The organism is Persicitalea sp. (assembly GCF_041751555.1).
Lineage (GTDB): Bacteria > Bacteroidota > Bacteroidia > Cytophagales > Spirosomataceae > Persicitalea.
The window spans coordinates 1-13,802 of the sequence record NZ_JBGSXF010000243.1; the positions used below are offsets into that span (position 1 = coordinate 1).

Below are 13,802 nucleotides of genomic sequence, written 5' to 3' on the forward strand. Positions count from 1 at the left end.
GGGCGAACGAAAAAATTGTCGTCGCCCTAATTGGAGCCAAAAACCGGGGCTTCGGGGCGCTTATTAATGCCCTCAACATCCCCGATGTGGAATGTGCGGCTCTTTGCGACATCGACGACAAGATACTGGCCGATCGTGGCGCAGACGTGTTGAAAAAACAAGGAAAGGCCCCGAAGCTCTATAAAGATTTCCGCAAAGTAATGGACGACAAATCCATCGACGCGGTCATCATCGGGACGCCCGATCACTGGCACTGCCTGCCCTTCGTGGCGGCTTGTCAGGCAGGAAAGGATATTTATGTAGAGAAGCCGCTGGCCAACAGCATCGCCGAGTGCGACCTGATGGTGGAAGCCACCCGCAAGTACAAGCGCGTGGTGCAGGTAGGGCAGCAGCAGCGCAGTGGCACCCACTGGATGAAGGCGCTGGATTTGGTTCGGCAGGGTCAATTCGGCCCACTAAGGAAGGTCAATGTCTGGGCCAATTTCATGTACGGCATAGGTCAACCCGTGGTACCCGATTCGCCCGTGCCACCCGGCGTAGATTTCGAGATGTGGCTTGGTCCGGCACCTGAACGCACTTTCAACAAAAGCCGATTTCATGGTTCGTGGCGGATGTTCTGGGACTACGGTGGCGGCCTGATGACCGATTGGGGCGTCCACCTGCTCGACATGGCGCTGTGGGCCAAGGATGTCAAGGATATGCCGCTATCGATTACGTCCTCGGGCGGCAACTTTGCCTATCCCGACCACGCCCACCAAACCTTCGACACACTGAGCGTCAACTACCAACTGCCGGACTATGTCATCAATTGGGAGAATATCGCGGGGGTAGAGAGCGGTCCTTATGGTAAGAAGTACGGCCTGGCTTTCGTGTGCAACGACGCCACGCTGGTGATCAACCGCGAGGGCTGGGAAGTTATCCCCGAACTCAGCGGCGACCGACTTTCGTACAAAGTACCCGCCATCCCGTCGCAGCCCGGCAAAAGCTACCATCAGGAGCACACTCAAAATTTTATCGACTGCATCAAGTCCCGCGCGGAACCCAATTGTCCGATCGAAAACGGTCGGTTAGTAGCGGCCTACGCCCACGCGGGCAACATCGCATTATTGACCAAGTCGCAGCTCGTCTGGAATGAAAGCAAGAAAAATTTTGGCGATAACGCGGCGGCGAATGCGATGATTACGCCGAAATATAGAAAGCCTTGGGTGCTGCCGAAGGTGTAGATAGGGAAGGAGAGAGGACAAGGGAGAAAGGAGGAAAGGATGGTGCCGTCCATGAAGAAGGAACTAGTCTAGCGGGCGGTCGATATGGAGAGAATTTATTGAGTATTCAAACCTGTTGGCGCATTGACTTTAAACTTAGGGATCTCTATTCGAGTCTGGGCAGCTGAACGTAAGCTAAACTCAAAATAGACTTTTAATGGACAAATCACTCTTTTTTCTGCTGGTACTATGGGGTGCATCCATTACCAACTCATGCACCAAACCCGATCCGAAGGTCAGTCCGCAATCAGAGAAATTTTATTTTCCGCCGATTGGAAACGGAGAGTGGGAAAAAGCGAGTGCTAAGGCAATGGGTTGGGATACCGTAGCACTCAACGACCTTTACCTCTTACTGGAAAGCAAAGACACCAAAGCCTTCATTATTCTCAAAGATGGCAAAATCGTGGCGGAGAAGTACTTCGGCACTTTCAAGCAGGATAGTTGGTGGTACTGGGCTTCCGCCGGGAAAACCTTGACCGGATTCTTAGTGGGAATTGCCCAGGCCGAAGGCATCCTGAATATCGACGACCAAACATCTAAGTACCTGGGCAAGGGCTGGACGTCGCTTCCGCTCGAAAAGGAAAACCTGATTACCGTCAAAAATCAGTTGACGATGACTACCGGACTGGATGATGGCACGGGTGATGTAGATTGTACGCTTCCGGCCTGCTTGAAGTACAAAGCCGACGCTGGTACGCGCTGGTCTTACCACAACGCTCCCTACACCTTGCTGGATCAGGTGGTACAAAAAGCCAGTGGCCTGACGTACAATGACTACTTTCAGCAAAAGATCAGGAATAGGATTGGGATGAAAGGATTTTGGCGCAAAGATCCTGACGCTAATAACGTCTTTTTTAGCGACGCCCTAAGCATGGCCCGATTTGGTTTGCTGATGCTGAATAAAGGCAAGTGGGGCGACACGGTCATTCTGAAGGGCGAAGCCTACTTCAACGCCCAAACCAACACCTCCCAAAAATTCAATTTGAGCTACGGCTACCTCACCTGGCTTAACGGCAAAAGTAGCTATATGCTTCCCCAAACGCAGCGCACATTTCCCGGCCCCATGATTCCCAACGCGCCGGACGATCTGTACCAGGCATTTGGAAAAAATGATCAGAAAATCTACGTACTTCCTTCCCAAAATCTGGTGGTCATCAGGATGGGTGAAAAAACCAGTGACGCGCTGCTGAGCGATTTCGACAATGAACTTTGGGGGAAATTAAAAGTGATTATCAAGTAGTACAAATTCCAAACGTAGAATCGAATGAAGACAAAAGGATTTTTCAAACTTCTGGCCCTCATTCTTTCTCTCGCTGGTACTTCTTTTGGGCAATCCTCCAAGTCCGACTTAGGAGCAAAGTTTCTGCTTCTGCGTGACGACAGCAATTGGCAGCAGATAGCCGCCGTCCCTCTGTCATTCCCGGCCCATCACCCGCAGGGAATGGTAAAAATCGGGGCCAACTTTTATATGTCTTCCGTCGAAGTTCAGGATAGAGCATTGGGCAAGGGGACGGGCCATCTCTTCAAATTCGACGCCGATGGGAAACTCCTGGCGGATATAAAGCTAGGCGAGGGAGCAATGTACCACCCCGGCGGAATCGATTTCGACGGTGAAAACATTTGGGTACCCGTGGCGGAGTATCGGCCCGATAGTCGCTCGGTGGGTTACAAAGTTGAGCCGGAGAGCCTCAAAGTGACCGAGGTATTCCGCTTTGACGACCACCTGGGTGGAATCGTTCACGACCCGGATTCGCATACCCTACACGGCATCAATTGGGGGGCAAGAGTATTTTATGAATGGGCGCTCGACCCCGGCGGGAAGGTGGTCGATAATGAATCTTCCAAAAATATCCGCCTTCCCAATCCCTCTTTTTACATCGATTATCAGGATTGCCACTACGTTGGCAACCATCGAATGCTTTGCGGTGGGTTGAAGAGTTACCGGAATGGAGGTTCGGTTTTTCGCCTGGGTGGGCTGGAATTGATCGACCTCACGAATCATCGACCTGTCCACCAAATCCCTTTATCGCTGTGGTCGCCTACGGGAAAGCCTATGACTCAGAACCCTTTCTGGTTGGAGAGTATCAATGAAGGCATCAGAGGGTACTTCGTCCCGGATGATGACCAGGCTACGATGTATGTGTACGAGGTAAAGCTACACTAGGCGGGGACAATAGGCTGGTATCCCCTCAAAATCTAGCCAGGAAATTTTCCTAAGAAACTTTTTTATCAGAGAAGCCCCGTCAAATCACGCCATAGATGGTCAATTTCCCATAAATCTTTACCCTGTCCAAAATAACTTTAAAAATCGAAATCCAGCCGCGCGGGCCAGGATCATGATGGTGGTGCGGCGGGTGCTGAACAAGAACGGCTACACCCGCCCGACCATAGGCAGCGGGCCATCGAGACGGTGCTGCGGCAAGCCGCCGCGGCGGCGGAGATGGCGGTGGGGGAGTTGGTTTGATCCGTTTACAACAAAAGGACGTTTGTGTAAAACGTGTGGTCAAGAACGGACTCATCAGCCAATTCATGTTCTATCAACCAGAGCAGGAAACGGTCGATGCGGTCTTTTTCCATGGATCCCCATTCGGCTTCATCGCCGTAGTAAGGCGAGACGAACTCCTGGCTTTTGCCCACGTTGATCATCTTTACATCCCGCTCGGGAAGATGACTGGTCAGGATGCCCACTGCTTGTTTGGGATCGTTGATTGCCAATTGAAACCCGCGTTTGGTGGCTTGCAGAAAGGCTTTGTAGGGTTCTTTTCTCTCGGCTATGGCCTCCGCCGTGGCTGCGATGACCGGCGAGTAAGCATAGGGAACGTCGTAATCGGCCAGTCGGAAATGATTCAACGCCACGCCGTTGGTTTCTGCTTCCACACCTTCCCAATTGTCGAATATCCAGGTTGAATCGGCAACGTTTTTTAAAAGGGTATCCCAGATGCCCAGCTTAGCCGGATACATGAAATCGAGGTTCCCCTTACCGCCATCGTTGATAATCATTTGTTTTACGATCGCATCTTCGTATCTGGCCTGGTACGAGGCATAGGTACGCCCATCCAAATCACGAGGGCGGGTAATTTCGCTGCTGGTGAGGGTGACGATGGAGCTAATATCTTGTTGCAACAAAGCGGCGATGGCCACCGCATTTACTTTCTTTGCCTTGGTATTCAGACTGATGACACTTTCAAAGGGCGCAATGGCAAAATCACATTCGCCTAGTTCCAGTTTCTTCGCTGGTGTTGTAGCGTATCCGTCCTGGGCGGGAGAAATAATTTGGACTTCCAGCCCGGCCTCTTCATAAAAGCCAAGTTCTTTGGCTACAAAAAATCCGGTATGGTTGGTGTTGGGCGTCCAGTCGAGTGCTACTTTTAAATTTCCCATAATGAATTTGGGTTGGTTAGTGTGGATAAAAAATTGGGGATTCAAAACTACTTGCCGGGCGTAACCACGATGTTCCGGTACTCGACCGGCCCGTGGTCGCCCTGCACGTAGAGCGGGCCCGGTTCGGCCTCCCGACTGTCGAGTGCCCGGCCGGTGGTACCCGGAATTTCCTGATTGGTAATCACCTCCTTACCATTCACGACCAGTGTAATCATCCGACCGATCAGCGTCACGTCAAACGATTGCCACTCGCCGGGATATTTGGCCATCATCTCACTTGGGCTGATAAAACCGTACACGCCGCCCAGTTCGTAAGGCGAAGGTTCCAGTCCTTTGCCGTCCGACACCTGCACTTCGTAGCGGCCGCGCAGGTACACGCCGCTGTTGCTGCCCTTGGGAATCCTGAATTCGGCGTGTAGTTTGAAGTCCTGGTACTTGTCGTCGGTAATCAGGTTCACGCCCGACTTTTCGCTTTTCAGGATGCCGTTCTGGATCGTCCATTGGCTGGTGCCGACCGTATGCCAGCCCTCGATGGTGCTGCCTTCCGTGGGTTTGATGAGTTTGACGGGCTCACCCCAGACGGGCCTTTTGTCGCGCCGCAACGTGGGAGCCCGGACGCCCGTCCACTGGTGCGTTTTGCCGTCAGGCATGGTGAGCGAGCCGCTCATTTTGTCGCCCTCGACGGTACCTTCGAACGAAAAGTTGCCAGCGCCTTTTTCCCATTGCGGCGGAATCGAGAAATTGAATTTCCCATCCTCGAAATGCACCTCCGAAATTGGCCGGGCGCTCCCCGATACCGACACGTACCGCCCCACCAAAGTATGGTTGCCGGAGTGAATGACTTCCAGCCACGAAGAAGCTGGTGCCCCGGCAACATCGACAGTAATATTCCACCGGCCTTCGACCGCGGTGGCGGCAGGTTTGGCGGAGATAGTACGAACAAAGAGAGCGCAGACAGTGGAGAGTACCAGTACCGATAAGCACTGGCGAAAAGAACGGGATTCGATTACCTTTTTCATACGCTTCCGGGTGGTTTAGAATTTTTTTGAGTAGTAGCTCGGACCACAGACAAGGCCGCTTCTCCGATTAATTTTGGGTAAAAATAGTCGGAGAAGCGGCCTTTCTCGAATTTATCGGAATCTTTGTGGTCCTCGGCTCAGTAATACCCGAACGTGTAGCTACCCCAGAAACTCTGCCAATCAGCTTGTTTGGCGTCAGGAGTCGGAATCATGTGTACTGTGCTAATCATCCATTTGCCAATCTTGGCGATGGGAAACGTGACTTCGCCGTTCTTGTCGCTCCGCAATTTGGTGTGCGTAGTAGTGCCGTCCACCATGTGCCAGGCCAGTACCAGGCTGTTTGCCAGCGGCTTGTTGTCGAATCGGACTTTGAACTTGATCGATCCCGCCGCGTTGGCCGTGTATGGGTTTTTGCCTGGAATGATTTCCAGCCGCATCCCGGTGTCGATCGAATAAGTGTCGTCCGTTTTGCTGCCTACTTGTACCAGCGTTTTCACGCAGCGCTGGTACAGTTCCCGACCAGCCTTTACCGTATCGCCTTGTTGTGCGCGGCTCCGAAGTACGCCATCCAACCCTTCCGAGCGCAGATAATTATTGAATCTAGGTCCTTCCAGTTCGATGAATTTGCTGGTGTTGCTGAAGGCGACCAACTGGGTACCTTCGGCAGGAATGGTCAAATCGACCGTGCTGAGGCTATCACCGTAGACATCGCCCCGGATGTCTTTCTTTTTGCCATTACCATATAGCTCCAACTTCGTGAGATTGTATTTCTTGCCGTTGGAATGGTCGCCCTGGTAGTCTTCGCCCACCTTCATGTGGATCGTGACCTTTTCGTTTTGTTTCAATAAAAACTTGATCGGCTCGAGCCAAAACTCGTGCGCGAAGGTCAATGAACTAATCAGAAAGGCGGCAATCAGGAGAACTAATCGGTTGTGTTTCATTAGGTATTTTTTGGTTAAAAATTGAAAATGTAAGAAAGGGGACGGTAGTGAATGCTTATTAGGAAAAAGGGGCGATGGTGAATAGATCTTGCTAAAAAGGGGACGGCAATAAGTACCGGTCAAAAAACCGTGTACGCTACCCCGAGCCGAAAATTGATGGGATTACCCAGCGAGGCCACCGGATTGCGCGACAGGCCGCCGATGAAGTAGCGGGCGTTGGTGAGGTTGTAAAGGTTGAACTGCACATTGAATCGCCGTACCTGGTAGTTGGCCAGCGCATCCAGCACCGTCCACGCTGGTATCACCAGTGCCTGATTGCCCTGATTCCCAATCTGATCGCTGGTGTAGCGCCCCCCTACCCCGAGTCCAAGGCCGTTCAGCGCGTGGCCCCGGAAGTTGTACTTGAGCAAGACGTTGGCGAGGTGACGGGGCGCGTTGATGTAGCGGTCGCCTTTCTTTCCGATCGTGCTCGTGGAAGTGAGTGTGTGATCGTTCAGGGCGTAGCCAGTCAGGATACTTAGTCCTTTGACGTTGCCCTGCACGGTCAGTTCGATTCCCTTGCTTACGGTGCCGGGCACCAAGGTTTGGCGATTGGGATTGTCGGCCGTAGGGTCGGCAGCGAGGATGTTAGTGTAGTCGATGGTGTAAACCGCCAGCATGGTAGAAAGCTGGTTCTTGAAAAAATCGCCCTTGTAGCCCAATTCGAATTGTCGGGCTTCGCGCGGCGGAAAAGGACCACCTGCCCCACCACTATTCGACGATTGCGGTGAGAAGGATTTTGTGAAACTGCCGTAAAACGACACGTTCGGCAGCAGCAGATACACCAGTCCAAAGCGGGGCAACCAGGCGCTGGCGACTGAGGCGTCGCCCTGTTGGCTGTCCCTTTCCGAGAGCGGAGTCTGGGTCAGGTCGTAATGATCGTATCGCACCGACAACAGCGCCTTAATCTTGGCCCCAAAACTAATTTGATCCTGCAAATACCCCCCGACCAGATCGGTCGACTGCTTGTTGTCGTCATAAAAATCGACTTTCGGATTGGGAGCCGGAACATCATTCGAGTAGTCAGGATTCAGAATCGAAATACGCGTGGAGGGCGAATTACGGTAATCGTTTTGGGTCCAGCCAAAGCGGTTGTAATCCACACCCGCCAGAATGCTGTGCCTGATTTTTCCCGTCGCGATTTTATAGTTGAGGTAGGCCGTCGTTTGGGCGTTGAACTGGTCGTAATCCCAGTAGGAGTAGCTGCGGCTGATTGAATCGTTGCGAACCGACCCGCGCACGAAATGATCGGCGAAGGTAAATTGGCTCCGTACGTACCGCTGAACGGCTGTCAGCGTCAGGTTTTGGCTGAAGCGATGGTTGAAAGTCAGGGTGGCGGAGGAGTTTTTGTTTCTTCCAAAATCAGTCGGGCTCTGCACGGTCAGATTGTTGGGGTAGTAGTCGAAATCGTAGGTGCCGTCGCCGTTATCTTTCACAAAAGTACCCCGGTCGTATTGTTGCACACTGTTCGCCTTGGCGTAGTTGACTTCCAGATTCAGATTGGTATTGGCCGAAAAAACGTAAGCGAGCGAGGGCGCAATGAACAGATTCTCGACCTTCTGGTAATCCCGGAAGCTGTTGGTGCGGTCGTAACCGACGATCGCCCGGTACATCAGCTTCCCGTTTCGGGTCAAAGCGCCGGTAGCGTCAGCAGAAAAGCGGGCCGCGTTCCAGGTACCGTGGGTTGCCGTCACTTCGAGTTGCTTCTGGGCTTGCGGTTTTTTCGTGACAAAGTTGATTACCCCACCGGGCATTCCCTCGCTGAACAATACCGATGCCGGTCCGCGCAGAACTTCCACTTTTTCAATATTGTACAACAACGGCTGCTGACTCCACAGGTACAAGGTACCCCGAATACCATTGAAAGTCGTGAAGCTGGCGGTATTGGGATTGTAGCCCGTGAAGCCCCGCAAGCCAATTGCCCCCATCCCATTGTTCGACTTTACGCCCGTCATTAGCGGCGCTATATCGTTGAGTGTGAACGCCTGACGATCCCGGATAATCTGCTGAGAAATAACCTGCACCGATTGCGGGGTTTCGATCAAGGGTACCTCGGAGCGCGTGGCGAGCGAGGAGTTATCGGCTTTGTACTGGCTGCCCTTGCCCGTGATGGTCACTTCCTGTAATTCCGTGTTATTTTCAGAGAGTTGCAGGTCCAAGACCGTCGATTTTTGGGCGGAGATTACGACATCTTGCCGGGCGGCGGAATAGCCCATCGAAGAAGCAGTCAAGGTATAGGATCCGGCCGGAATCTGGCGCAGGATGAAGTACCCTTTTTCGTCGGTAATGGTATTGAAGGCGGTTTTTTGCAAACTCAGGGTTGCCCCGCCAAGCGGCGTTTTATCGGCGGAATAAATACGGCCCGACAGGCTACCATTTTGGGCGTAGCTCGATTGGGCGAGGCCCACAAACGTGAGCAAAAGGAGAATATATTTCAGATTCATATAAGTGCTTATTGATCCTGTGATGGCAGGAAGTGATTTTTGAAGGAAGAAATTTTGAAAAGTACCTCGATGTGAGCCAACAAGTAACACCCTGCATGTGACCGCTGGAAATGGATATCCCTCGGCCACAATTCAAAGAGTACGATTCGATTGAAATTGTATTATGGTATTTGCACGCATACTATGACACGCTATTTCGAATCTATCGAGACTGACTCATGGTAAATCCACGATGACAAACAAAAGCGTCGATTGACTACAATATACAATCCAACATGAGAGGTATTACCTGAGAAATCAGGCTAGGCCGGAGCTTTCCGGCGGGGAGAATATAGCGAGCGCTATATTTCTTATCGGCATGATTGTATAATGGTACCGATTATTTTTTTTCTTAAAAACACTGGCTACCTGAAATTGGTCAATGTCAGGTAGCGGATGGGCATCCACCCCGGTTACTATTAAAAAAAGCAACTGATCCTGAGCGTGAGTAGCATTCTCATATTTGGTGGCCAGGGCCTCGACTATAAAAGACTCGAGGGCGTCTGTACGCATATATCGGCGCGACTCGTAGTGGTGGCTCTCGGCAGATTTAGACTGAATCAACACCATGAACGAATCCTGCTCCGGTCGGCTAACGTAGCCCGATCCAGCAAGGAACAGATAGTTGGCCAATACCAGCAAAACGATGAAGGATCTCAGATTCATTGCTACAATACTACAAACAATTTGTTCTCGAGCCAGTAATTATGAATTAAAAAATCCATTCTTATGCATTAAGCATTTCACATACGTTTTGTCGGGGCTAGCCAGATCACATTTGAACATTTCAAAAAATTCAGGATGCATCATTTCGCCTTCGTTTTCCATAACAAAACCCAGAATCTTATCTCCTAGCTTTATCCTTTCCTGCATTAATCCTATATTCATGCCCTAAACAAAATCTACTATGCGGAAATACACTTTACTCACAGCCTTCGTACTGCTGGCTTCGGTTTTTGCCATTGCTCAAACGCCAACCATCGAAAAAGCCACCGAAGGCATGACGAAGCAAGACGGCTACCTGCCGTTTTACTACGACGCCAAAAAGGGCAAAATCTGGCTGGAAATTAGCAAACTGGACACCGAACTACTCTACTATCCGACGTTGGCGCAGGGCGTGGGTTCCAACGACATCGGCCTGGATCGCGGGCGGCTGGGTAGCGAACACATCGTCAAATTCCAGCGTAGCGGCCCCAAAATCCTGATGGTCGAACCCAACTACGCCTACCGCGCTCTGTCGGACGATCCGCTGGAGCGGCAGGCGGTGGCCGAGTCCTTCGCGCAGTCGGTACTTTGGGGTTTCGAGGTGGCCGCTGAAACGGGTAATCGTATACTGGTGGAACTCACGCCTTTCCTGATGCAGGACGCTGTCAATGCTGCGCAAGCTATTACCCGTACCAAGCAGGGTACTTTCAAAATGGACGCGTCGCGCTCAGCGCTGTTCATGGATCGCACCAAGAATTTTCCCAAAAACACCGAATTCGAGACCATCATTACGCTCACGGGTGACAATCCCGGTGGCTACCTGCGATCGGTGGTGCCCTCGGCCAACGCCGTGACCATGCACCAGCACCATTCGTTGGTCGAACTACCGGGCAATGGCTACCAAACCCGCGCCTTTGACCCGCGGTCGGGCGTGAATGGCATCGAGTTTTTTGACTACGCCTCACCCGTGGGCGACCCGATTATCAAGCGCTACATTTCGCGGCACCGTCTGCAGAAGAAAAACCCATCGGCGGCCATGAGTGAAGCCGTGAAGCCGATCATCTACTACATGGACCCCGGTGCGCCCGAACCCATCCGTTCGGCCCTCATGGAAGGCGCGGCTTGGTGGAATCAGGCGTTCGAAGCGGCAGGCTACAAGGATGCCTTCCAGGTAAAACTCCTGCCGCCCGATGCCGATCCGATGGACATCCGATACAATCTGATTCAATGGGTGCACCGCTCCACGCGCGGCTGGTCGTACGGCGGCAGCATTTCGGACCCACGCACGGGCGAAATTTTGAAGGGTAAAGTGACGCTCGGCTCGTTGCGGGTGCGGCAGGATTTCCTCATCGCACAGGGACTGGTTGCCAAGTACGAAGAAGGCCAAAAAGTGTCGGACGAAATGATGGCGCTTTCGCTGGCTCGGCTGCGGCAATTGGCGGCGCACGAGGTGGGCCACACGCTGGGACTGCCGCACAATTACATTGCCAGCACCAACGACCGTGGCTCGGTGATGGACTACCCGCACCCGCAGGTGGACATCAAGCGCGACGGTACGCTGGATCTATCTAATTCGTACGCCAAGGGCATCGGCTCCTGGGACAAAATCGCGATCAACTACGCCTACCGCGAGTTTCCTAAGGGGAGCAACGAAAAGGATTCTTTGAATAAAATCATCACCAGTTACCTGAAGACCGGCGAAGGCTTCCTGACCGATCAGGACGCCCGTCCGGCGGGTAGTTCCCATTCTAAAACCCACCTTTGGGACGGCGGTCGCAATGCCGTGGATGAATTGGATCGGGTAATGAAAGTGCGGCAGATTGCTCTCGACAATTTTTCGGAAAAGAAAATCCCCGTCGGGATGCCACTGGCGACTTTGCAGGAAGTACTTGTGCCGATGTATTTGTTTCACCGCTATCAGGTGGAAGCGGCGGCCAAAGTTATTGGCGGCGTGGACTACACCTACGCCCTGCGCGGCGATGGGCAGGTAGCCCAAAAGTCCGTGGATGGGCGCGAGCAACGTCGGGCTTTGCAGGCTATATTGGCTTCGATGCGGCCCGAGGCATTGGCTTTATCCCCTAAAATTCTGGCGCTATTGCCACCGCGCCCGTTTGGCTTTGACGGCAATTCACGCGAACTATTCTCGGGCCGCACGGGCCTGACGTTCGACCCGCTGGCTCCCGCCGAGGCAGCTACTTCGCTCACACTGAGTTTCGTCCTCCACCCGCAGCGGGCCAGTCGGCTGGAAGCGCAGCAGGCAGTGGACCCGTCGCTGCCCGGCCTAAGCGAGGTGGTGGATGCCCTGGTGAATCAAACCTGGAAACGTGCCGCTAATTCCCGGAGCAGAGCGGGCGATGGCGATGCCTACGAAGCTGCAGTACTGCGTCAGACGGAAAGTATGATCGTGCAGGAACTGATGAATCTGGCTTCGTCGGAAGAGGCTTCTTCGGCGGCGCGGTCGATGGCGTATTTCAAACTCGACCAGTTGAAAGAATGGATGGAAGGGCAGCAAACCTTTCCCGCCGAGCAGGATCACGCGCATCTTGTTTACACTTTGCAAAAAATTGATTTATTCGAAAAAGGCGAGAAAGAGGGCATGCCCGATCTGAAGCCCAACGACGCACCCGACGGGTCGCCGATCGATCCGGGTCAGGAGTGGTTGGAGCCGTTTTGTGGTTGGAGGTAATTTTTTATTTTCAGTACTTTTGGGCAAAACACAACTGAGGAAACCCAAGCTTACCGATACGAATGAAAAAATTTCTCTGGCTATCACTCATCATTTCCGTCCCCGCCTTTGCCCAGGAAAAAAAGAAAGAAGACCCCAATTTCCGCAACGACCTCCGCTACAATTTCAACGAATCTGGTTCTCACTATTTCAAAGCCACGTTCTTGAACCAAACCTGGTTGCGCTTCAACGAGAGCAACCCCGGTACCACTTCACTGGGCGACCCCGCTCCCCAGACTTTCGACATCGGCTTGCGCCGGACGCGCATTCAGATGTTCGGACAAATCACCGACCGGGTATTTCTGTACATGCAGTTTGGGATGAATAATTTCAATAAGAATAACGCCTTTCCCGGCTATAATACCAACGGTACCCCCAGTAATCGAAAAATTGCTGCTTTCTTTCATGACGCTCTGGGTGAATACGAAGTTTATCGGAAAGCTAACCAATTCGTACGTTTTGGCGGTGGTCTGACGATCGTCGGCGGCCTTTCGCGCTTCTCACAGCCCAGTATCGGTACCATTATGACGATGGATGTTCCCGTTTTTGCCCAGGCGACAGTGGAACAAACCGACGAGTTTGGCCGAAAGTTGAGTCTGTACAGCCGGGGGCAATTGGGCAAATTCAACTACCGGGTGGATGTATCCGACCCCTTTCCGATCGAGACCAACGGTGGTGTCCCGCCGCCCCTTGGGCCGAACGCCACTTTCGCTCAGCGCAAGCATAAGAAGCAGTTTCAGGGACTATTTATCTACAACATTTTCGACACCGAGTCCAACACCACTCCGGGCTATATGACGGGTACCTACCTGGGCAACCGTAAAGTCCTGAACCTGGAAGCAGGTTTTATATCTCAGAAGAATGCAACCTGGACAAAGGAAACGGCGAATGCTGACACCTCTTACCACAATCTCAATCTTTGGTCGGTAGCAGCTTACCTAGACATGCCGCTCGACAAAGATAAAGGCACAGCGATTTCTTCTTACCTCGGCTATTTCAATACGGACTATGGAAAGGATTACCTGCGCTACAACGGGCTGATGAATCCCGCCACGGGTACTACGCAGCCGCTGCCCGGCGTGGGTGGTTCACAGGGCAATGCCTACCCCATGTTTGGAACGGGTACAGTAGTTTATGGGCAATTGGGCTACAAAATGGCCGACGACCTGCTGGGTAGTCAGGGTACTTTGCAGCCTTACGCATCGGTGCAGCATTCCAGTTATGACCGCCTGGAAAACGGTATGAAT

10 protein-coding genes are annotated in these 13,802 nt (G+C 52.5%); 5 read left to right on the forward strand and 5 right to left on the reverse strand.

Going from position 1 to position 13,802, the window contains the following annotated elements; all coding sequences use genetic code 11:
- From ACEW8P_RS08680 to ACEW8P_RS08690, 3 genes are all read left to right on the forward strand, one after another.
- Positions 1 to 1,223, forward strand: a 1,223-nt coding sequence (locus tag ACEW8P_RS08680; RefSeq protein ID WP_373512692.1) for a Gfo/Idh/MocA family protein, incomplete at its 5' end; no start/stop codon positions are given.
- A 196-nt stretch (positions 1,224 to 1,419) separates the two neighbouring features.
- Positions 1,420 to 2,502, forward strand: coding sequence for a serine hydrolase domain-containing protein (locus ACEW8P_RS08685; protein WP_373512693.1), 1,083 nt, complete (start codon positions 1,420 to 1,422; stop codon positions 2,500 to 2,502).
- Between the two features lie 24 nt (positions 2,503 to 2,526).
- A complete protein-coding gene (locus ACEW8P_RS08690) occupies positions 2,527 to 3,426 on the forward strand; it encodes a DUF6454 family protein (protein WP_373512694.1) in 900 nt (299 codons plus the stop codon).
- A 305-nt stretch (positions 3,427 to 3,731) separates the two neighbouring features.
- Here the strand turns inward: ACEW8P_RS08690 and ACEW8P_RS08695 are convergent, their stop codons facing one another.
- From ACEW8P_RS08695 to ACEW8P_RS08715, 5 genes are all read right to left on the reverse strand, one after another.
- A complete protein-coding gene (locus tag ACEW8P_RS08695) occupies positions 3,732 to 4,643 on the reverse strand; it encodes an ABC transporter substrate-binding protein (RefSeq protein WP_373512695.1) in 912 nt (303 codons plus the stop codon).
- A gap of 47 nt (positions 4,644 to 4,690) precedes the next feature.
- Positions 4,691 to 5,662 carry a DUF1080 domain-containing protein gene (locus ACEW8P_RS08700; RefSeq protein ID WP_373512696.1) on the reverse strand — a complete coding sequence of 324 codons (972 nt, stop codon included), beginning with the start codon at positions 5,660 to 5,662 and terminating at the stop codon, positions 4,691 to 4,693.
- A gap of 137 nt (positions 5,663 to 5,799) precedes the next feature.
- Positions 5,800 to 6,603, reverse strand: a complete 804-nt coding sequence (locus tag ACEW8P_RS08705) for a DUF4198 domain-containing protein (protein ID WP_373512697.1) — start codon at positions 6,601 to 6,603, stop codon at positions 5,800 to 5,802.
- Between the two features lie 119 nt (positions 6,604 to 6,722).
- Positions 6,723 to 9,086, reverse strand: a complete 2,364-nt coding sequence (locus ACEW8P_RS08710) for a TonB-dependent siderophore receptor (RefSeq protein ID WP_373512698.1) — start codon at positions 9,084 to 9,086, stop codon at positions 6,723 to 6,725.
- Positions 9,087 to 9,383: 297 nt separating this feature from the next.
- Positions 9,384 to 9,791, reverse strand: coding sequence for a hypothetical protein (locus tag ACEW8P_RS08715; RefSeq protein WP_373512699.1), 408 nt, complete (start codon positions 9,789 to 9,791; stop codon positions 9,384 to 9,386).
- A gap of 241 nt (positions 9,792 to 10,032) precedes the next feature.
- On the opposite strand from ACEW8P_RS08715, the gene ACEW8P_RS08720 reads away from it, so the two are divergent.
- Positions 10,033 to 12,516 (forward strand): zinc-dependent metalloprotease, encoded by a 2,484-nt coding sequence (locus ACEW8P_RS08720; RefSeq protein WP_373512700.1) that lies wholly within the window; start codon positions 10,033 to 10,035, stop codon positions 12,514 to 12,516.
- 62 nt (positions 12,517 to 12,578) lie between these two features.
- Positions 12,579 to 13,802 (forward strand): hypothetical protein (locus ACEW8P_RS08725; protein WP_373512701.1); only part of this gene is annotated, 1,224 nt, incomplete at its 3' end.

Excerpts from the sequence above, each read along its gene's own strand:
- ACEW8P_RS08710 (WP_373512698.1), bottom strand. The coding sequence starts at position 9,086 with ATGAATCTGAAATATATTCTCCTTTTGCTCACGTTTGTGGGCCTCGCC.
- ACEW8P_RS08720 (WP_373512700.1), top strand. The coding sequence starts at position 10,033 with ATGCGGAAATACACTTTACTCACAGCCTTCGTACTGCTGGCTTCGGTT.
- ACEW8P_RS08685 (WP_373512693.1), top strand. The coding sequence starts at position 1,420 with ATGGACAAATCACTCTTTTTTCTGCTGGTACTATGGGGTGCATCCATT.
- ACEW8P_RS08715 (WP_373512699.1), bottom strand. The coding sequence starts at position 9,791 with ATGAATCTGAGATCCTTCATCGTTTTGCTGGTATTGGCCAACTATCTG.
- ACEW8P_RS08705 (WP_373512697.1), bottom strand. The coding sequence starts at position 6,603 with ATGAAACACAACCGATTAGTTCTCCTGATTGCCGCCTTTCTGATTAGT.
- ACEW8P_RS08700 (WP_373512696.1), bottom strand. The coding sequence starts at position 5,662 with ATGAAAAAGGTAATCGAATCCCGTTCTTTTCGCCAGTGCTTATCGGTA.
- ACEW8P_RS08695 (WP_373512695.1), bottom strand. The coding sequence starts at position 4,643 with ATGGGAAATTTAAAAGTAGCACTCGACTGGACGCCCAACACCAACCAT.
- ACEW8P_RS08690 (WP_373512694.1), top strand. The coding sequence starts at position 2,527 with ATGAAGACAAAAGGATTTTTCAAACTTCTGGCCCTCATTCTTTCTCTC.